This is a genomic window from Calothrix sp. NIES-3974 (genome assembly GCF_002368395.1).
In the GTDB taxonomy this organism is placed as follows: Bacteria; Cyanobacteriota; Cyanobacteriia; order Cyanobacteriales; family Nostocaceae; genus NIES-3974.
Window position 1 is genome coordinate 4,797,661 of sequence record NZ_AP018254.1, and the last position, 20,541, is coordinate 4,818,201.

17 protein-coding genes and 1 pseudogene are annotated in these 20,541 nt (G+C 42.0%); 5 read left to right on the top strand and 13 right to left on the bottom strand.

Annotation, left to right across the window (positions count from 1 at the left end; translation table 11 throughout):
• Window positions 1–92: 92 nt before the first annotated feature.
• The gene (gene polA / locus CDC37_RS19335; RefSeq protein WP_096624247.1) at window positions 93–3,041 is read right to left on the bottom strand and encodes a DNA polymerase I; all 2,949 of its coding nucleotides are present in this window, start codon (window positions 3,039–3,041) and stop codon (window positions 93–95) included.
• Between the two features lie 432 nt (window positions 3,042–3,473).
• Here polA and CDC37_RS19340 point away from each other — a divergent pair, with 432 nt between their 5' ends.
• Together CDC37_RS19340 and wecB are read left to right on the top strand one after the other, a co-directional pair.
• The gene (locus CDC37_RS19340) at window positions 3,474–3,938 is read left to right on the top strand and encodes a pentapeptide repeat-containing protein (protein WP_096624249.1); all 465 of its coding nucleotides are present in this window, start codon (window positions 3,474–3,476) and stop codon (window positions 3,936–3,938) included.
• Window positions 3,939–4,161: 223 nt separating this feature from the next.
• Window positions 4,162–5,277, top strand: coding sequence for a non-hydrolyzing UDP-N-acetylglucosamine 2-epimerase (wecB, locus tag CDC37_RS19345; protein WP_096624251.1), 1,116 nt, complete (start codon window positions 4,162–4,164; stop codon window positions 5,275–5,277).
• Between the two features lie 105 nt (window positions 5,278–5,382).
• Here wecB and CDC37_RS19350 read toward each other — a convergent pair whose 3' ends face one another.
• Window positions 5,383–7,014 carry a DUF1565 domain-containing protein gene (locus CDC37_RS19350; protein ID WP_231943114.1) on the bottom strand — a complete coding sequence of 544 codons (1,632 nt, stop codon included), beginning with the start codon at window positions 7,012–7,014 and terminating at the stop codon, window positions 5,383–5,385.
• Between the two features lie 385 nt (window positions 7,015–7,399).
• Here CDC37_RS19350 and CDC37_RS19355 point away from each other — a divergent pair, with 385 nt between their 5' ends.
• Together CDC37_RS19355 and thiS are read left to right on the top strand one after the other, a co-directional pair.
• The gene (locus CDC37_RS19355) at window positions 7,400–8,509 is read left to right on the top strand and encodes a thiamine phosphate synthase (RefSeq protein ID WP_096624254.1); all 1,110 of its coding nucleotides are present in this window, start codon (window positions 7,400–7,402) and stop codon (window positions 8,507–8,509) included.
• A 71-nt stretch (window positions 8,510–8,580) separates the two neighbouring features.
• A complete protein-coding gene (gene thiS, locus CDC37_RS19360; RefSeq protein WP_096624256.1) occupies window positions 8,581–8,790 on the top strand; it encodes a sulfur carrier protein ThiS in 210 nt (69 codons plus the stop codon).
• A gap of 245 nt (window positions 8,791–9,035) precedes the next feature.
• On the opposite strand, the gene CDC37_RS19365 is transcribed toward thiS, so the two are convergent.
• The 4 genes and pseudogenes from CDC37_RS19365 to CDC37_RS19380 all read right to left on the bottom strand — a co-directional run bounded on the left by CDC37_RS19365 (window position 9,036) and on the right by CDC37_RS19380 (window position 12,871).
• A complete protein-coding gene (locus tag CDC37_RS19365; RefSeq protein WP_096624258.1) occupies window positions 9,036–9,566 on the bottom strand; it encodes an FKBP-type peptidyl-prolyl cis-trans isomerase in 531 nt (176 codons plus the stop codon).
• 104 nt (window positions 9,567–9,670) lie between these two features.
• A pseudogene (locus CDC37_RS19370) lies at window positions 9,671–10,324 on the bottom strand (Uma2 family endonuclease).
• Window positions 10,325–10,380: 56 nt separating this feature from the next.
• A complete protein-coding gene (locus CDC37_RS19375; protein WP_096624260.1) occupies window positions 10,381–10,794 on the bottom strand; it encodes a hypothetical protein in 414 nt (137 codons plus the stop codon).
• A gap of 250 nt (window positions 10,795–11,044) precedes the next feature.
• A complete protein-coding gene (locus CDC37_RS19380) occupies window positions 11,045–12,871 on the bottom strand; it encodes a hypothetical protein (RefSeq protein WP_096624262.1) in 1,827 nt (608 codons plus the stop codon).
• A 333-nt stretch (window positions 12,872–13,204) separates the two neighbouring features.
• Here CDC37_RS19380 and CDC37_RS19390 point away from each other — a divergent pair, with 333 nt between their 5' ends.
• Window positions 13,205–14,446: a hypothetical protein gene (locus CDC37_RS19390; protein WP_096624266.1), complete on the top strand. Its 1,242-nt coding sequence runs from the start codon at window positions 13,205–13,207 to the stop codon at window positions 14,444–14,446.
• Window positions 14,447–15,001: 555 nt separating this feature from the next.
• Here the strand turns inward: CDC37_RS19390 and CDC37_RS19395 are convergent.
• From CDC37_RS19395 to CDC37_RS19425, 7 genes are all read right to left on the bottom strand, one after another.
• Window positions 15,002–15,805 carry a hypothetical protein gene (locus CDC37_RS19395; RefSeq protein ID WP_096624268.1) on the bottom strand — a complete coding sequence of 268 codons (804 nt, stop codon included), beginning with the start codon at window positions 15,803–15,805 and terminating at the stop codon, window positions 15,002–15,004.
• 96 nt (window positions 15,806–15,901) lie between these two features.
• Window positions 15,902–16,381, bottom strand: a complete 480-nt coding sequence (locus CDC37_RS19400; RefSeq protein WP_096624270.1) for a hypothetical protein — start codon at window positions 16,379–16,381, stop codon at window positions 15,902–15,904.
• A gap of 139 nt (window positions 16,382–16,520) precedes the next feature.
• Window positions 16,521–16,895: a DUF4870 domain-containing protein gene (locus CDC37_RS19405; RefSeq protein ID WP_096624272.1), complete on the bottom strand. Its 375-nt coding sequence runs from the start codon at window positions 16,893–16,895 to the stop codon at window positions 16,521–16,523.
• A 198-nt stretch (window positions 16,896–17,093) separates the two neighbouring features.
• Complete coding sequence (dhaL, locus tag CDC37_RS19410; protein ID WP_096624274.1) at window positions 17,094–17,714, bottom strand: dihydroxyacetone kinase subunit DhaL; 621 nt, start codon at window positions 17,712–17,714, stop codon at window positions 17,094–17,096.
• Between the two features lie 187 nt (window positions 17,715–17,901).
• The gene (gene dhaK / locus CDC37_RS19415; protein WP_096624276.1) at window positions 17,902–18,975 is read right to left on the bottom strand and encodes a dihydroxyacetone kinase subunit DhaK; all 1,074 of its coding nucleotides are present in this window, start codon (window positions 18,973–18,975) and stop codon (window positions 17,902–17,904) included.
• 77 nt (window positions 18,976–19,052) lie between these two features.
• Window positions 19,053–19,655: an HMA2 domain-containing protein gene (locus CDC37_RS19420; protein ID WP_172892801.1), complete on the bottom strand. Its 603-nt coding sequence runs from the start codon at window positions 19,653–19,655 to the stop codon at window positions 19,053–19,055.
• A 315-nt stretch (window positions 19,656–19,970) separates the two neighbouring features.
• Window positions 19,971–20,279: a DUF5132 domain-containing protein gene (locus tag CDC37_RS19425; RefSeq protein ID WP_096624278.1), complete on the bottom strand. Its 309-nt coding sequence runs from the start codon at window positions 20,277–20,279 to the stop codon at window positions 19,971–19,973.
• Between the last annotated feature and the right edge of the window lie 262 nt (window positions 20,280–20,541).

Genomic DNA, 20,541 nt, shown 5'->3' on the forward strand with positions numbered 1-20,541 from the left:
CGAAAATTGGACTTGTTGAGTTAAAACTACTCCCAACTCCCCGTACAAACGACCCGATGGGTCGTCTCTACTCCCAACTCTAACTGAACAACCTACTTCGCTTCCATCCAATTCTCACCCGCTTTCACTTCCACTAATAAGGGTACACTCAAGGAGACAGCATTTTCCATTGTGGATTTAATTTTACCTTGCAATTCTTCCCATTCCTGGGGAGGAATTTCAAAAACTAATTCATCATGTACTTGTAGTAATAAACGAGCTTGATATCCCTGCAAAATTTGCTGCAACTGCACCATTGCAATTTTAATAATATCAGCGCTAGAACCTTGAATGGGAGCGTTTGCGGCTGCACGTAATAAACCTGCGTCATCATTATTTAATCGGAGTTTACTTAAATCAATTTCATCGTGATTCTTCCCTAGTAAACTTTGAGCGGTTTGAAATTTAAAATAACGTCTTCTCCCTAAAATCGTCTCCACAAAACCATTAGCTAAAGCTGTTTTTTTCATTTTTTCCAGATAGCTAAAAACATCGGCATAACGTTCATTAAATTTGGCGATGAATTTCTTCGCTTCCGCGACCTTAATTCCTGTTTCCCGTGAAAACTTTTGCGCTCCCATACCATAAATTACCCCAAAATTAATTGTTTTGGCAAAGCGTCTTTCGTCGGGGGTAATTTCGGTTTTTTCAAACACTAATCTCGCGGTGACAGTGTGGATATCTTGATTTTGTTGATAGGCTGTAATTAGGGTCGGGTCTTGACTTAAATGGGCCAAAATTCGTAACTCTATTTGGGAATAATCTGCTGCTACCATTAACCATCCTGGTTCTGGTAGGAAGGCTTGACGAATTTGCCGACTAAAGGCTGTACGGATGGGAATATTTTGTAAGTTCGGATTTGATGATGATAGTCTCCCGGTGGATGTGGCGGTTTGATTAAAGTTAGTATGAACGCGCTGGGTATCGGGACGAATGAGTTTTGGTAAAGTGTCAACGTAGGTGGATTTTAATTTAGCTAGGGTGCGATGTTCAATAATGGCATCAATAACCGGATGGTCTCCCTGGAGTTTTTCTAAAACAGCCGCATCGGTGGAGTATCCGGTTTTGGTTTTGCGGGATTTTTTTACATCTAAACCGAGTTTTTCAAAGAATAATTGACTCAGTTGTTTGGGAGAGCCTAAATTAAAGGTTTCTCCCGCCGCATTATAGGCATTATTTTCGATGGTTTGTAAATCCTGTTCCAGTTGTCGGGAAAATTTTTCTAGATATTCACTATCAACCCGCACCCCTGTAAATTCCATTTCTGCTAATACGGTTTCTAGGGGTAATTCCACTTGCTGAAACAATTGCTGTAGTTGGGGATATTCATTTAAAACTGCTTGCATTTTTGCAAATAGTTGATAGGTGGCATAAACCTGTAATCCGCAGTAATTCGCAACCTGTTGAATTGAAACTTCCCCAATGGTTTTGCCCTTACTCACCAAGTCTTCATAATTTTGTAAGTTTATCCCTTCTAAATATCGACTTGTAATGTCATTTAAATTGTGTTTATCATCAGGATTAATCACGTAACTAGCCAACATGGGGTCAAATATAACCCCGGCTAAATTTATTCCCTGAACACGCAACACTAAACGGTCAAATTTAGCATTTTGAAATGTTTTCGGATAGGTTTCATCCTCTAGAATCGGTCGCAGACTATCTAAAACTAAATTTTTAGCTAAATTTGTTCCCTGGGTATGTCCTAGGGGAATATAAGCAACTTCATCTGGGGAAATTCCCCAACAACAGCCAATTCCCACTAACTCCGCATCCCGTGGTTCTAATGCACTGGTTTCCGTATCCCAAGCAACGGGTTTTTCTGGATTGGTTTGAGTTCGTAAAATCTCAATTAACTCAGCTAATTTAACTTGGTCATCAATAATTCTCACCTTAATTAAATCATTATCCCCGATATCATCTCCTTTCATTGCTGCACTGGTTTCTGCGGGAGTCCAAAAATCTAAACCGTCATCTGCGGATGCAACTGGAAATAAAGATAATTGCTGATTTTCCAGCTGCTCTTCCCTATCCTCAACAGGACTCACCGCAACATGATTATCCAGAGAATTTTCATCATTAACACCGGTAAATCTTTGCTGAAGCTGCTGAATTTTATTTAAAAAAGATTTAAATTCCAACTTTGTCAAAACCGGGGTTAATGCTTCCATTGCAAAACCCCGTAAAACAAACTCGTCCAGTTTTACATCTAAAGGGACATCCAAAATAATTTTCGCTAAAAACTGGGACTTTTCAGCATTATCTTTGCCATTAATTAATTTCTTATGGGTTGCACCCTTAATCTCCCCAATATGGTCATAAATATTCTGCAAACTGCCATAGGTCGATAATAGCTGTACCGCCGTTTTTTCCCCAATCCCCTCTATCCCAGGGATATTATCCGATTTATCGCCACACAACGCTTTATAATCCACAATCTGGTGCGGTAAAACCCCTAACTTACCCTGTACCTCCTCCACACCATACTCCGTCACACCCCCGACACCACGAACTGAAAAAGCTTCCTTCCCTAAATACAAAACAGATATTTGTTTGTCGGCATCAACTAATTGGAACAAATCGCGATCGCCTGATACAATCTTAACCCGATATCCCGCCGATGCTGCCTGTTGTGCCATTGTCCCTAACACATCGTCGGCTTCATATCCAGCTTTTGTAATTATTCTTAACCCTAAAGCTGCTAACAATTCATGGAGATTTTCCATATCAATCAAAAAATCTTCCGGGGTCTGGGGACGGTCAGCTTTGTAGGTATCATCCGCTTGATGACGGAATGTCGGTACACCCAAATCAAAAGCGACTGCAACAGCTTCCGGTTGTTCGTTCCCTAGGACCTCTAATAGGGATTTGAGAAACCCAAAACAAACACTAGTAGGAATTCCCGTTTTTGTCCGCAAACCCCCATTCCCTCCCTTGCTAAACGCATAGAAGGAACGAAATGCTAGGGAATGGCCATCGATTAGTAGAAATGTAGGACGCATGGGAAGATTGTCCGATTTTGGATTTTGGATTATTCGATTTTAGACTTTCTTATCCTGGTTAGATACCTAGGAAACCCACCATAGACACGAAGCATCTTTGTTGCATAGTACACCCCCGTTTGCTTTCCACAGTGGGTGGTGCGTTTGAGAACGCGGGTGGGGTTGCACTTCATTTACTTGGGAAACACTGTATCTCAACTTTTAATTTTTGGATATTAATTTTTTGGATATTCACAGGTTTCGGGAGACGCGATATATCACGTCTCTACAATAATTATTTGGGGTTTATAAATTTTCTGATCCGAACCCTATTGTTCTGTCTGCTATATCTTTATAGTACAGTTGCTCTGATTGTAGCATTTTTTTGATTTTTTTCAGGAATTTGGGATTGGGAGAGTGTATTCACTCACAGAAGTGTGAGGAGAAATAGCCATGAAAACTAAGTTAATAGCAAGAATTGTCGATGCGATCGCGTTTGTTGGTGCAGTTGCATTATTTAGCTCGACACCGGTTGCGGCCACGAATGGTAAGGTGAATATTACCAATGTACAACGTTTGCTCACCACTGGTGAATGTTATGGATGTGATTTGCGTGGTGCGAATTTGCAAGGAGCTCATTTAATTGGTGCGGATTTGCGGAACGCTAATCTCCAGGGTGCAAATTTGCGGGGAGCTAACCTGGAAGGAGCAGATTTGACCGGAGCAAATTTGGAAAAGGCTAATTTAGCAGCAGCTTTTTTGAACAGTGCGAGTTTAAATGATGCGAACTTAAGCAGTGCGAATCTGGAGAATGCTCATTTGTATAGCGTGGAATTGGATGGAGCGACCTTAATTGGTGCTAATCTGAACAATGCGGATGTGTTTAATAGCAATGTGGGAATTGGTGGAGAATGGTAGCACCTGGGCATATTTCGCAGTGTAGAGACGTAGCGGTGCTACGTCTCTACGCAAAATAAAAATGCTACGTCCCTACACAAAATAAAATTTTTAAATCATATTTGTATTCAGCAACGCCATTATTCCTGTATCCTGTATTCTCTATCCCATAGAATCATAATATCCTGTACCCAACCAATCATCTCCTGTATCCTGTATCCTGTATTCTGTCTCCTATAGAAGCATGATTAATTCCAACCAGAAACGAGTTGATATTATTTTGGGTACACGTCCGGAAGCGATTAAATTAGCTCCTGTGATTCAGGCTTTTCAAGCAGATTCCCAATTTATCACTAAGGTGATTTTAACAGGACAACACCGAGAAATGGTGGCACAGGTAATGGATTTATTTCATCTTCAGGCTGATTTTGATTTGGAGATTATGCAACCAAAACAGTCCTTAAGTGATATTACCTGTCGTAGTTTACAAGGGTTGGGGGAATTATACAAACTGGAAAAACCAGATTTGATTATCGTTCAGGGGGATACAACCACCGCATTTGCTGCTGCATTGGCGGCTTTTTATCAACAAATCCCTGTGGGTCATGTGGAAGCTGGTTTACGTACTGATAATATTTATAACCCCTATCCCGAAGAAGCCAATCGTCGGCTGATTTCCCAAATTACCCAGTTACATTTTGCTCCGACCCAGTTAGCAGTGGAAAATCTCCAACGTTCTGGAGTTCTTGGACACATCCATCAAACTGGAAATACGGTGATTGATGCCTTGCTAAAAGTCGCTGCGACCGAACCTCCTTGTCATATTCCCGGTTTAGATTGGGAACAATACCGAGTGATTTTAGCAACCGTTCACCGTCGGGAAAATTGGGGAGAACCCCTAGCGGGAATTGCCGAGGGATTTTTGCGAATTCTGGATAAATTTCCCGACACAGCCTTATTACTACCCCTCCATCGTAATCCCATTGTTCGAGAACCCCTACAAGCGATGCTGGGGAATCACCCGCGCATATTTCTCACCGAACCCCTTGATTACAGGGAATTAGTTGGAGCCATATTGCGATCGCATCTTTTGCTAACTGATTCTGGTGGTCTCCAGGAGGAAGCACCGAGTCTGGGTAAACCAGTGTTAGTATTGCGGGAAACCACAGAACGTCCGGAAGCAGTCACCGCAGGTGTGGCTAAACTAGTGGGAACCGATAGTACTAATATTACCAATGCCAGCACCCAACTATTAAGCAATCCGGAAGCCTATAATGCAATGGCCAATGCAATTAACCCCTTCGGAGATGGTCAAGCAAGCGATCGCATTGTGGCTATTACGGCTGATTATTTAGGGTAGGGAATAGGGAATAACCACACATCCAAACGCGATATATGTAGAGACGTAATATATTACGTCTCTACCAACAAACGAAATTCATCTAATCCAAAATCCAAAATCCAATCATCTTAACTGCTGAATCATGGCTTGTAATCCGTTATTATTTAGGATTCGTACCATTTGTTCAGCGTTGAAGGTGCTACTAAATACACCGACTTGAATTACACTTTGTCCTTGCCATGCTGTACGGAAAGCACCTGGAGCTAAGTATTTAATTATTTCTTCCTCCTGATTGGTGCGAATTGGCACAATTACCCGGTATAACGTCCCCATTGGCATATTACTTGCTACGGCACCTAAATTACCAGTAGGCATGGGGGGTTGAATGCTGGGGGGTTGGGGTGGGTTAATTTCTGTGGTTGGGTTGACTTGCAGGTAATTATACGTTGTTTGGGAGTTGGTATTGGTTAAACTTGGGGGAATGGGAAATCCGGTTGCAGAAGAGACCTGTTGTTGGCGTAATGGTCGGTTGGGGGGGATAATACTCGGAGTGGTCGGGGTGGGTGTATCGGGAGCAGCAAAGACAATTTCCCGAACAGGTGCTTCCCGATTGCTGCTGACAGGGTTGATGATGGTGGTATTTGTATTATTGGTATTTGTATTGCTCGTGTTTGTCTGGACTGTAGATGCTAATCTGGATGGACGACTGGGGCGATTTAAGCTTAATCTACTACTAAAGGGTGAAGGTGCTGGTGAAATGGGATTAGCAGCGATAGGAGCAGCAGAACCGCGAAAATTCACCTGTCCCGCAATCTTTTTCTGGTCAATCCGATTTCCCACCGAGAGGATGGGTTGCTTGGCGGCGTTTGCATTGATATCATAACGGGCATTGTTGCGAAAATCGTTATTACCCGGTTCCCCATCACTACCTAAATCGGGATTTGCTTGAGCGATCGCCACTAGTCCATCTTCCCGATTACCTTGAATCAGGTTCTGACGCAAAACAGGACGAGCATTAGCTTGAACAATCACCCCAGCCCGATTATACTGAATTTGATTACCTGTAATTATCGGTTCGGCATTTTGGGCAATATTAATCCCAAAGCCAGTTTGTTGAAAAATATTTTCACTAATTTCGGGACGAGCGGAACCAGAAACCGTCACACCATTAGCTCCATTCCGATAGAAGTAATTTTGACTGATTTTGGCTATAGCATTCCCCGTCACCGCAATACCATCTTGAACACTACCAGTAAAGGTATTGCCTATAATTTGCGGATTTGTTGATTCAATCCACATCCCATAACCCCGTCCTTGGGGATTGGTAATCGTCACTCCTGCGATTGTGACGTTATTACCAACCACTAGGGTGGTATTTTGTCTGCCAAAACTACGGCTAAGATATTCCCCACCCCCTTGAATCAGGATTCCCCGTCCTTTACTTGCCGTATCGCCTTGGATGCTAATTCCTGATTTAATAAATAAAGGGAATTCTTCGCCATTGGCACTAGAATAGGTTCCCCGACCTAAGACAATCACTGTGTTAGGTTGAGCAACTTGCAACGCTCTGGTAATCGTTCGCAAGGGAGTAGCTTCCCTACCGTTATTATTGTCATCTCCACTAGTTGGGTTGACAAATAACACATTCTCCTGAGAAATTATTCTTCCACCCCTGTCGTTGGTGGAAAGACTGGGAGTTTGTGCATAAACGCTTGTCGCTAAACCCAAGTTCATCCCCAACAACAAGAATGACACTTGTATCGTGGCTTGAAGGAGAGTAGGAACGACTGAATTTGTTATATAGTATTTGACCATAGGACGGCTTTGCTGCGTTGTGGAAAGGAATTATCAAAGGGAAGGAGAAAGTCACCTGTGACTGAACTTTTTTCACCTCGTAAGACTTTTTTATACCTTAACTAGCGAACTGTCGAGATTTTTTGCACACAATTTTGATTCATATGTCTTTTTTGATACAAATTAATTTAGTAACAGTTATATCAGGGAATAGCAAAAACTCAGATTTTCCCATTTCAGTTTGTTGACTGTTGACCGTTAACTGTTAACAGAGTTGACAGAAAAATTGGAAGTTTTATGAAGATAAAATCAATGCCAAAAAAAACTATAGGAAAAAATTACCAATATGAACTGGGCTGCCTGTTACGATAAAAGCACGAATGGGGTTGAAGTAATGGTCGGGGGATATAGCCGTAATGGACAGATTCAGCAAGTTGTTTGCCGTATTCTCGATGCGAACTTAGACCGAGCTCGTGAAGGTTTACGGATTATCGAAGAATGGTGTCGATTTGGATTAAACGATAGTAACTTAGCCTCCCAGTGTAAGCATTTGCGACAAGAAATTGCCCATTGGCATACTGCGGAGTTGCGTGCTGCTCGTGACACCTTGGCAGATGTGGGTACGGATTTATCCCATCCCCAGGAAGAAACCCGTCAGGATATTTTGGCACTACTCCAGGCGAATTTTTGTCGGGTGCAGGAAGCCGTCAGGGTACTGGAGGAATACGGAAAACTGTACCACCCCAATATGGGTAAAGCCTTTAAACAAATGCGTTATCAGATATACACCCTAGAAACCAATTTAATGGGGTATGAGCGTCATCGATTATTACAGCGATCGCAATTGTATTTAGTCACCTCTCCTTCCGAAAAATTATTGGAAAATGTGGAAGCAGCCCTCAAGGGTGGATTAACTTTGGTACAATACCGCGATAAGGAGACAAACGACTCTACTCGCTTGGCTGTTGCTCAGAAATTGCGACAATTATGCCACAATTACGGTGCTTTACTTATTATCAATGATCGCATTGATTTAGCGATCGCTGTTGATGCCGATGGGGTACATTTAGGACAGGAGGATATGCCCATTGCCACAGCTCGCCAGTTACTCGGGCCACAGCGCCTGATAGGTCGTTCTACCACAAATCCGCAAGAAATGCAACAGGCAATTGCCGAAGCCGCAGATTATATCGGTGTCGGTCCTGTATACGAAACTCCTACTAAAGCGGGAAAAGCTGCTGCGGGTTTAGAATACGTTTCCTATGCAGCCAAAAATTGTCCCATTCCCTGGTTTGCCATTGGCGGAATCGATCCCAATAATATTAACGATGTCATTGACGCGGGAGCGCAACGAGTCGCAGTTGTTCGCAGTTTAATGCAAGCTGAACAACCAACCCTAGTCGCTCAGTATTTACTCTCCCAACTCAATCGCGTTCAACCGAAAGCCCATCTTTAGGATCAAGATCAAGAAGGGAGCATGGGGAGTGTCATTCTGCATTACCAGTTCTCGATTCACAATAATTCCATATGGTGCAAATTCAATTACAGGTGAACGGTGAAACCCGTCACTGCTGCGAACAAATTAATTTACCAAAACTACTCACTGATTTAGGTTTTAATCCCCGCTTGGTGGCGGTAGAGTACAATGGGGAAATACTCCACCGCCAGTATTGGGAAACCACCGTGATCCAACCAGGCGATCGCTTAGAGGTTGTCACCATTGTTGGTGGTGGTTAGTCGCAAGGGAGTAGCCTAGTACTGCTGACACCATAGCCGTAGATGCGCGTAGCGCAGCTTCTCCATGAGATGAAACCTGGATTTTGAGCGAGTCAATTTAAGCCTTGAGTAACAGATTGACTTTCCTTCTCCACCCTAAACTACTACCGTCACGGACTATTCCCTGTGAGCTTTAGGGTTTTGTGAGAAATAGGGGGTAAGTGGTTTTTTCTCACTACTACCAACTCCCCATTCCCTGGTAAAACCTATTTAATTTCCAGTAATTCCACATCAAAAATTAGTGTCGCATTCGGGGGAATTGGACCAACTCCAGCTTCACCGTAACCTAGTTGTGGGGGAATAACTAATTGACGACGACCACCGACTTGCATTGTCCCTACACCCTCATCCCAACCTTTGATCACTTGTCCAGTTCCAATTGCAAATTCAAAAGGCTGATTGCGATCGCGGGAGCTATCAAATTTTGTCCCGTCTGGAAGTGTACCTGTGTAATGAACAACAACTGTCTGTCCAGTTTTTGGTGTTGCACCACTGCCAACTTTCAGGTCAGTATATTTTAATCCAGAGGGAGTAGTTACTTCTTTGTCGGATGGAGTGGAAGCGGGGGAGGATGTTGCGGTTGGGGTTTCTGTTGGTGTGGTAGTTGTACTTGCTTCGGTGGCTGCTGGTGTGCTTGTTGCTTCTGAGGTGGTTTGCGTGTTGTCTGGTGATTCACACGCAAGGGTTAGACAGCAAGCAGCTATTAATCCAGTTCGCCATAAAATTGCTTTGAACATGATTGATTTTTCACACCGTAAAATCTACAAGTCCCTAGTGTAATCTATTCCCCAAAATGGCAAGGACGGTATTCCGAATATCAAGCGATTAGGGAAGTTTAATTCTAAGGGCATATTGTATCCGGATCTACCCCTAGTTCGCGCAGTTTTTCCCCTAGCAACTTCGCACGTTCTGCTTGCTGTTGAATTTGTTCTTGAGGGGTCAAATAACGCTGACCTATTTGGTCATACCAGTATAACCATTCCCTAGTGACTCCAGCATAATTACCTCGTTCACAACCGATTCCCAAACCGATTTCCGGGAGCCAAACTGGATTTCCTGGTTGTAATTTGTACTTTAATCTGGGTTTGCGACGACGACGGGAGGAATCAATCACATAATACAACACACCCATCTCCGCATATTGCTGTAACTTCTGAGTATATTCCTGACGATAATTGGGGGAAACTATACTCTAAAGTTAAAATCGGAACTACATTCTCATCCCACAGTACATAGCTAGGACGCAATTCCTCATCGTACACTCGTTCTACCCCCAAACTGAGAAAAGCGTCCGGGACAATGGGGGGTTTGTCCGGGTCTACGTACCCATATCAATGGCAAACAACCAGTGCATCCGTTCTGCCCCCAGTATCAGCAAAATAGATTTTAATAACCCTGGAATTAATTCCTGTAATTCGTTATCCACTGGTGTTTCATCGGAGTCGGGAAGTTCGTCCGCAGAGGGCAGATATTTGCATAAGTTGTACTCTAACATGATTGTGTTTCCCTATAGTTCCCTATTCCCTATTCTTTTCCTACCACAAACTTAATTTACCAACTATAAATTTCCCGACTAATTGGCATATCTTCATTATCAAAATTTACCACCCAAGCATCAGACTCATAACCTGTTAAGCATACTAAACAAACAGCTTGATAAGTGGGTAAATGATTTTTCATCCGCAAACAAAACCAACCCACCTGAAGATTTGGCAATGCATAGCCAGAATGGAGAGATACATCGATTATTGCCCTTTCAACAATTACATGCATATTTTGGATAATATGGGATGCTAAATTCAGTAAAGGCGGATAGGGTGCGTGGGTATTTCCTTCAATATAAAATTCAATATCTAGCTCCGAAATTGTGCCACACCAAGATGGATTGGGGAATAGTTGGGTATAGGAATAATTGGGGGGTGGATTATCACTATAATGCAAGTTTTCTAATTTCCAACTACACATATTCTCTCAATTGGTAGGCAAAGGGACAATCGGCGAATGCATTTACTCAGACTCCAATGGTTCTGAAAACGTGCCCTGGTGTAGACTACTTTTATTGTAGGGGAACCATAGAAAGAATACAGGAGACAGGAGAAGGGGAAATTTAATAGCACATAAATACTATAAATGCTATAAGTCCTCTCAAATATATAGTACAGACGACCCGCCGGGTCGTCTCTATCTTCTCCCCATATCCCGACTTTCTCCAAAGCTAATTAGCTTTACTACGGGGAATATGGGTATAAATTTGCGCACCTTGGGCATCAAAAACGAACAGGGGTAAGTCCGCATTATCACTGATAGCCTCTAGGGCTGTTTGTAAAGTTTGCAGGTGATTAGTGACAAGGGTGACATTCTCGGTTTTACCAGCGACGGGTTGTAAACTCGCTTCTAAAGTCTTTTCGTAATCGGGTGTCATCCGCACAGTGATTGCCCGATTTGCTAAACTAAAGTTACAAATTCTGGTTGTACCTTGACAGGTTTTTTCCAGGTCGCGTCGGGCAATCTCGATTTCATCGGGGTTAATTATTTGAGTGCGTGCCTGTTCGAGGGCAGATGTATACAAATCGACTAGGGGTTGGGCCTGGGAATAATGACTTGTCCCTGGTGCAACTTGTCGAGCAAGGTTCAGGGCTTGTTGCCATAGACTGACTGCTTGTTGCCATTGACTGTTTTGCATGGCGGTTTGGGCTTGTTGAGCAGTGTTACGGGCCTGATTATATAATAAACCAGAATTTTGCTCATTGCGGACGCGGGTTTGGGCAGCGATGAGTTTGGGTTGATAGACTTTGAGTAATTGTTGGGCTTGGAGATAAACTGGACTGGTTTGGGGAATGTTTTGGAGGGCGTTAATTACCGTTTGCCAGGTATTTTGGGCTTGTTGGAACTCACGGAGGGTTTTGGCTGTAGTATCCCGTTGACTAGCTGTAGTTGCGATCGCTTTGGCTGCATTCAGGCGTTGTTGCCATCTTCCCTGGGCAAGTAGTTGGACGTTAACAGATTGTAATCCATTGCGGTACAGGGATAACCGAGTTTGGGCAATTTGGTAAAATGCACTATGAGGACGAATTGCCTCTAGGGGTGCGATCGCATTGCGCCATAGCTGTTGACGTGTATACAGGTCGTTAATATTGTCTGTAAAGCTTCTGGTTTGTTGAATGGCTGTGACACCTTTTTCCCAACCCATAATCATGTGGGTGACAGCTTGGGATTCCGTTGATAATTTGGCTGTTAAACTGGCTACTTCCGCAGATCGAGATGACCATCGGGGAATTGCTTTGAGGTTAATTTTTGTTTCCTCTATGCGGGTTTGGAGTTGCTTTAAATCCCTTTCGTTGTTAGCATTTTCGCCTAACTGTTTTAAATCTAAATCTAATTTACGTGCTGCTTGTAGTGCTTGACACTCACCCAGTACACAGGGACGAGTTAATACGTATGTCGCGCCGCAAGTTCCGGTAATTCCAGCAATCAACCAACCCAGAAAAATGTTCGATAATCCTGAAGATTTAGACCAAGGTGATGATTGGATGTCTGTGTTTGTTTCCATTTCTGCCTGCATTCGCAAGGGAGGAATGGATTTAGTTATCGATTGGAGAGTGATTAATGAACTTGATTTTCTCAGGGTTAATGCGGAACTATGTTCTGGGGTGACAGCAGAATTTGTTGAATGGGTGTGTCGGATTTTAAAGGTGACGATCCGTTTGGCATAGGGACGTTTTACCCCCAGTTTGCGGAAAAAAAACTCCACCTTGTGTGTAATATATTCTGGATGTGATTCCATTGTTTGTGCCAACAACACGACAATTGTGTCTGGTGCAATGGCAATCTCTTCCGGATGTTCAATTAGTACCATGACACGCTGATGGGAAATGGCACAGCGTACCTGAATTTTCTGACTATCAGTAATTTCCCCAGCTAATTTACGTGAAAAGATTTGTGCCAAGACCAACAATTGCTCATTGTTCGGTATTGGGGAAACACAACCCGATTTTTCCGGAGATGGGGATTGGTGGACTTGATTAATCGAATGCAACTGCACAGGCTAACCAACTAAATATTTCAAGGGCGAACAAGTTGACATTTGTTTTAGCACAGGTTATTTTTATTTCCCAAATAAAAAATGACTTTTTCCGCAGCTTCCGAAACTCAACTCTACCGGATAGGTCTAACTTCTTGGAAATCAACACCACAAAAAATATCGCAATTCTATTTCCGTAGTGCAAAATATTGGTTTTGACTGTTGACTGACCTGTCAACGCTTAACAGTCAACAACCCTAAATGTAAGATTTTCAAAATCATTGAAGGATTGCGATCGCAAAACTAGAATTCCCATTCACAGTTATTTATCCTGTATTTTTTTTTCTAAATCATATGTTCAATCGCATCCGCCGTTTATTTAACCAGTTTTTCCGTAATTCCCGCACAATCAACAACGAACCTATCAATAAAGTTAGTTTGATTGTAATTATTTTGATTGATATTTTTATCTTGATTAATGTATTTACAGGTCTCGATAGTATCAGTCAATGGTACTTAAGTCCTGAACAGGTTTATCCCTGTTATCAAGAATGGCAAAGTTACCGAACTCAAACTAATCCAGGAAAGGATTTTGATATCGTCAGAACGGCATTTCTAGATATTAATATTGAACCGAAATCATCTTTACTCAAAACTTACCAAGCTGTAGAAACTGGACATCTAGGTCAGGTTTCTACAATTTGCCTAGATTATGCCCAGTTGAAGGATGGAATTAACAATTCAGAAAATCAAAAAATTGTTAAAAGTATCGAACAAAAACAACGACAAATAAACACCCTAGAAGATAAAAACCGAACTATCCGTTCCCAGTATGATTCGAGTTTATTGGAAAAAATTGCCGGACAACCTCGCGAACAGTCAATAAATGTTGTTGGTGCAGAAAAAGCAAAAATAGAGTTAGATAAAAACAACCGCAGTATTGGTATACTCAAGCAGGAAATTACCAGTTTAAAAAACCAATTAATTGCCAAGCCAGAAACTAGTAATTTTTTGGATATCCTCCAAAATCAGGATAAATTTACAACCGTAGAAACTGGATATAAACGCTCATCCTTCTGGTATCCCACCATTCAACTGGGTTTCCAATCTCTCTTCCTCCTACCCCTAATTACCATTGCTTTAGTCGTTTACCGATTTAGTCAAACCAGAGAATATGGACTGATTTCCCTAATTACCTGGCATTTATTGGTTATATTTTGTATTCCCCTCATCATCAAACTGTTTGAATTTCTGCAAATTGGTGCTATCTTTAAATTCATTTTTGATATTATTAGCGCCATCTTCGGGGGATTACTATTTCTCGTCAGCTACGTCTATATTCTTCTCATTCCCCTCATTGGTTTTGCTGTTATTAAATTCCTACAAAAAATCGTTTTTAATCCCCGACTTCAAGCTGCAAATCGCATCCAAAAATCACGCTGTATTCGCTGTGCAAAAAAACTTCACTACAATGAAGCCTATTGTCCCCACTGCGGTTATTATCAATATGTAGAGTGTCCTAACTGCCACAGCTTAACATATAAATATTTACCTTATTGCCGAGAATGTGGGGCAACTCAAAATCATCGCGAGTAAGTTATAATTGGGGTATGCGGCAAGAGTCTTTTGGTAAGGCTAGGGAGTGGAGAATAGTTTTAACTCAACCCATTCCACCTTTGCTAGGTTGCAAAAATGACAAATACCAGGTTTTTAAGTCTTATATATCTATTTGTAAATCACTTTTTGCGACTAAAATACCCTTTCATAATTGCAATAAGTTTAGTTAAGAACAAGCTCAATAACTGATTGATTCCTGGTTTACTGATCTGGTTCTCAATAGACTAGTAGTCTCATGAATTCTAAGAGGTTTGTAGTAGTGGTTTTAGCCTGGAAAAAGCTGGACAATAAAGCTCTATACCTGTAACTAACTACTTTTTCTTACTCGTCAAAATTAATATGGTGAAGTACTAGAAGGTTTTTAAAAACTTTTATTGACCACAAATATTGATGGAAAAGGGTTGCAGGCTTTATAACCCATCGATCCTAGCTAGCTCTTTCCGTAGGAGTACTCACCTTAAAAGTTTGTTTCAAAAATTGAAAAGACGCGATATGTCGCGTCTTTTGATTATTTTTTACTTTGTAAGTTTTCCCTTATTGGTATTCAACAAACATGGTAGAACCTTGTATATAAACTTTAGTGATTTTGCCGATATTTAGAGCTTTCATTACAGGAGAAAAAGCTGCTGCTAATTGATTACGAGTTATGGGATTATCTAATTGAGCACGGACAGCATTTTCTATCCCCACGGCGATTTGTCTTTTATAACTATTACCGCAGAAATTAATCGTTTTAAATTTACAAATTCCTCCTGCTTGAATATTTGCATCAAAATTTACTTCCACTTGATTGTAGATTAAACGTCCTTGACTGTCATTTCCAGGGGTTAAATAGACATCTAAACGCATGTTACCCATTTCTACATCCGGCGCACCACTGTCGCCAAAATCGACGAATTTTGCTGTATGATAACCTTTTAATTCGGTTCCATTACCTTCAAATAGGAGGGTGACTTTAAAGCGGTTTCCGTCTTGTTTGATATCAAAGCTGGAGAGATTCACGTCATTGACGTAGTATCTTAACCATCCATAGGAACCTGCATCTACTTTTGTTTCGGGAATCGTAAATATTTGTTTGTTCCCACCCAAAGATTTACCAAATTGGATGTAGGAAGAGTTACTTTTGTGATAACTACTACCACTTTTACTGCCAAGATTATGTAAATGTAATTGTGTGCCTTTCAAAGAGTCTTTAATTAAATTCGCAACAATTGTCGTATTCATTTTTCTGACTTGAGTTTGAGCCAGCACTGGTGCAGTCATACTTATCACACTAGAAACCGCGATCGCGCTACCAATTACAAACAATTTCAGTGATTTATATAACATGGTATTCATACTAGTAGTAATGTGTTGATTAACATACTTACTACTAGATGGGACTTGCGGTTTTTATGCAGGTGTTCCCACAGAAAACTTCTACCCCAATTACTGTTACTTATCAGCAGAAGCCAAAGCTTCGTCGAGGGTTTTACGAGCATTTTCTGCTTGAGCGCGTGCTTCCCGATACCGGAGGTTGGCTTGAGCGTAGTTTTTCAAAACTTTAAAGCCTTCCTTGAGACGGGAAACGTCTTCTTCGCTAACGGGTTCATCGGAAAACAGGACATCGATGGCTTTGCGAATTTCTAATGCTTCGCTACGGGATTCCTGAACTTTGAGTTTCAGGGTGGCTAAATGGTTTAAAACTTGAACCGCTTGGGTAATTGCATCTTCGTCGGTTGCGGTTTGTAATTTTGGTTCCTTAACTTCGATTAATTGCTGAGGGCTAAACCCTTCTTCTAATTCGGTCGGTAATTCTCCCGAATCCATTAATTCCACCAGCTGATCCATTGCTTTTTCACGAGCTTTGGCGGAATCTTTTCCAGGAACATTGATGATGACTTCTGGGCTTTGAGCGAGTGTATACTGAACCATATTAAGGCTACATCTGTGCGGCGTGTATTTAGTATATTACAGCAGAATGCTGCCAACTCAGATTGCTCAAAAAAAGGATTTACAGAGGCTGTGGGTGTTAGTACACTAGCGACACAGCCTGGTTGATATGGGACAAGTATTAAAATATCCTAAAGATAAATGGATAACGGAAAGGTTCATCCGGCATACTCAAGCAATGAGCGATCGCCCAAAAAGTTAAACCCCAGTGCAGTAGGTATCCAAAGGCAAGTACGGGGAAAAAGATAATACCGCCAATCCCGAACGTAACCCAGGAAATAAAAGCAATGGGTGCGCCAATCACTGTTCCCCAAAACCAGACGTTGAGGTGGAAGTTAATCGATTCATTGGCATTTGTTTTCACAACCGGGTCATCGGAAATTAATTTTACAACTATGGGTACTCCAATGGAAAATAGTAGAGTGCTAAAAAATATGGCTGCATGGGACAGACAGGATAAAAATTTACGCTTATCAGTGTTGTATGAAGCTTGCATCCCGGTGAATCCTCCAGTTGTTGATTAATTTCAATTAATCCAATTGTAATTTACCGTTTTGGGTGAGAAAACAGAATACACGATACCAAATGCAGGATTAACCGAACAATCTACCAGAGACTATTACTACTCCCGTATAGACCCGATATATATCTCTCGTCTCTCCCTTCCTATTCCCTTTTCTTGATGTTTTTATTTTCAAACGCTTTCATACAAACTTTTGAGCATCAAATACAAGGAAGTTGCACCGGGGTCTTGATGACCGATACTGCGATCGCCTAAATAACTCGCGCGTCCTTTCTTTGCTTGCATGGCTTTGGTACTAATCATTCCCTGTTCACAAGCTGCTACGGTTAACTGCATGGCTTCCTGCATCAGTTTACCATCTTGAACTGCTTGGGCAAATGCCAAAACTGCGGGGTACAATGCATCAACCATTGTTTTATCTCCTAATTGGGTTTTCCCCCGTTCCACAATTCCCTGTAAACCTGCTTGCAGTAGGGTCAGCATATCGTGTTCATCTAATTCATGTTTTCCGGCGATCGCTGCACTCGCTCGTAAAAAAAATGTCCCATACAATGGTCCACTTGCACCACCAATACTCGATATCAGGGTCATACTAGCACTTTTGAGGGTAGTACCGATATCTTTGTCTTCTAAAGCAGGTAATTGGGCTTGTAATTTTTTTAACCCCCGCTCCATATTAATCCCGTGGTCAGCATCGCCAATCGCTGCGTCCAGTTGGGTTAAATATTCTTTATTTTTATCTATTGTGGTGGCAAATCGTTGCAACCAGCGCAAAATTTGTTCCTGATTCATAAAATTATTTAGATATTTGAGATGAATGGGATTTTGAATAAAAGGGAATGGGGAATAGGAAGAGACGCGATATATCACCTCTGTACGGGAGTTGGGGATCAGGTGCGGAGGAGAAAAGGGGCATATCATCATGATATAGAGATATACTAAATATCCATATCTCCCCCTGCATCTCCTGGTTTTAAATTCAAACTCCCCAGCGCCAAGTTGGTGTATGGACGGGTGCGTCCCATAAATCCATCATCTCATCATCCACCTGAAGAAGTGTTACTGAGCATCCTTCCATCTCCAAGGAGGTAATATAGGAGCCGATTAAATTGCGCACAATTTTTAAACCGTGCTGGGAACAAATTTGGGCAACGCGACGATAAATAATATAAAGTTCGGAAATTGGGGTTCCCCCCATGCCATTCACAAATACTAAAATGTTACTACCTGGTTGAAAGGGAAAATCCGTGGCTTCGATGTCAATCCAACCTTCCTGTACCTCATCCCATTCCCTCATTATCCGTGTATAGCCAGAATCTTCTAAAATCGATAAAGTTAACATCTCGGCGATTTCATTGGCGCTTTTCAAAGGTAATCTTTGCCGCCCTGGCTCTCCGTGAATACCGATACCTACTTCCATTTCGCGATCGCCTAATGTAAATGTGGGGGTTGCTCGCACTGGAACAATACAGGATGTCAGCGCTAACCCCATACTACGCCCATTCAAGTTGACACGGCGACACAATTCTACTAATTTGTCTAATGGGTATCCCCGCTCTGCTGCCGCTCCACAAATCTTCTCCGCTAGTACTGTCGTACCTACACCCCTTCTTCCCTGGGTGTACAAACTGTCCTTGACAGCGACATCATCATCAATCACGATATTGCGAACGCGTATTCCTTCACACCGCGCCATTTCCAGCGCCATTTCAAAGTTCATCACATCGCCACTATAATTTTTGACGATATAAAGAACACCCGCACCCCCATCAACTTTTTGAGTAGCGGCCAACATTTGGTCAGGTGTTGGTGAGGTGAACACCTCCCCTGGACAAGCTGCATCCAGCATTCCCATTCCCACAAAGCCGGTGTGCATTGGTTCGTGTCCACTACCACCCCCAGAAATAATTGCTACTTTGTTGACTAAGGGTACATCTTGACGACAGACAAAAGTCGGCTCAAAATGAACTTGAATCAGATGGGAATGGGCAGCTGCCATACCCTCTAAACTTTCACGAACAAAGTCTTCGGGTTGATTGATCAGCTTTTTCATCGTCTCTTCACCACTGGTAAGGAAGCCGCTAGGATAATCAGTTGACTTCACTGTGTGCGGTAGTCAACTTTAAAATATTATCCTTCCTCTGGGAGCGATGCGGTATGCAACTTTAAGAAACTATCAAATGCGTACCAAGCTAGTACATACCAGGGAATAATTTCTAGTTGTAGACCCTTAATTAGTAACTGACGCACCGATAAACAGGCTAAACCCAAGGGAAAGAGAACCCGCAAATCGAATTCCCCATTGGTGGAACGTTTAATTCGTCGATTTAGATCAATAATCGTACTGGTGACAGTTTCGGCGGCAATGGTGCGACCTGTGCCAATATTAAATATATCTCCCAGGATAATCCCAAAATCCTCCAAAATCCCCATTACTTCTGTTAATTGAGAACTAGGGAAACGATGGTAAATGGTGATACTACCTTGATTTGTATTTGTGCGGACATCTGCAATCTCAGGATGGTTTAAAAGGGTTTGTTGTAAATCCTGAAGATACATGCGATCGCTGTGACTTACTCGTAATCGTAAGCGACCGGGGGTATGACTAATTACCTGGGTGGGAATATTCGTCACTATTTTGGTTTGGCTATGGGGAGATGAATTAGTTCTGCTGTTTGGTTTTTTCATCTTTGTTGGTATTTTCACAGCTCCAACAAATCCATTATTTGCCATTTTCAATGCTCCTTGGGGTTTGCCTGACTGAATTTTGGATTTGAGACAGGGAGTAGGGAACAGGGATAGTCCGTAGAAGGAAAATCAACCCGTTACTCAACACCTATGGATTACTTCTGAGAAATACAGAAACTTATGGTTTTTGGGAGTAGCCGACATGTAATGCTGACACCCCAGAACCTGTGAAAGTGATTTTTTCTATCTGTACAGACGAGCCGACAGGTCGTCTGTACTCCCCCGGAGACGACCCACCAAGTTGTCTCTACTCCCCAACCTCTGCATCCAGAAGTCGGGGAATAGTTAAAACCAAGCAGCTTATCCTTGACCGTTATCAGCGATCGCCTCAGCATGGGATGTTGCTTCAAAAGCTGGTAATTGCTTTGCTTCTGCTAATTCTGCCCGTGCTTCGGCTACTATATCTTCCCAGGTTTCACCCATTTCGGCAAAGGCTCCTTTGCTTTTTTCTAACAGGACTATTCCTCCTTTGACGACGGATTTGGCAATGGGTTTACCTACTTTAGCTACTACTGGAATTAAAACTGGAGCGAGTAAAACTGCACCAATTCCAGCAATAATTCCAGGTGCTCCTGCGTCTTCAACAAAGTCAGTAATTTTTGGTGCCATTTTGATTCTCCTCCAATATATTTAATCGGTTGGCAAAAGTGAATTGCGTCTGTTGATATCTCAATCTTAGTTTTGCTGAGTTTGCTCAAAAATCAACCTAAAATTGTTTTTTTTGAGCTTCTAGTCGATTACTTCTAGCAAATTTCACAAGATTGAGCATACCGATAAAGTTGTCCATCGTACTGTTTTATTTCCATGAAATTCATCGTGCTTTAGACACAGTTAAGAAGCATCCCATTTTGGATTAATCTCAAGAGCTTTA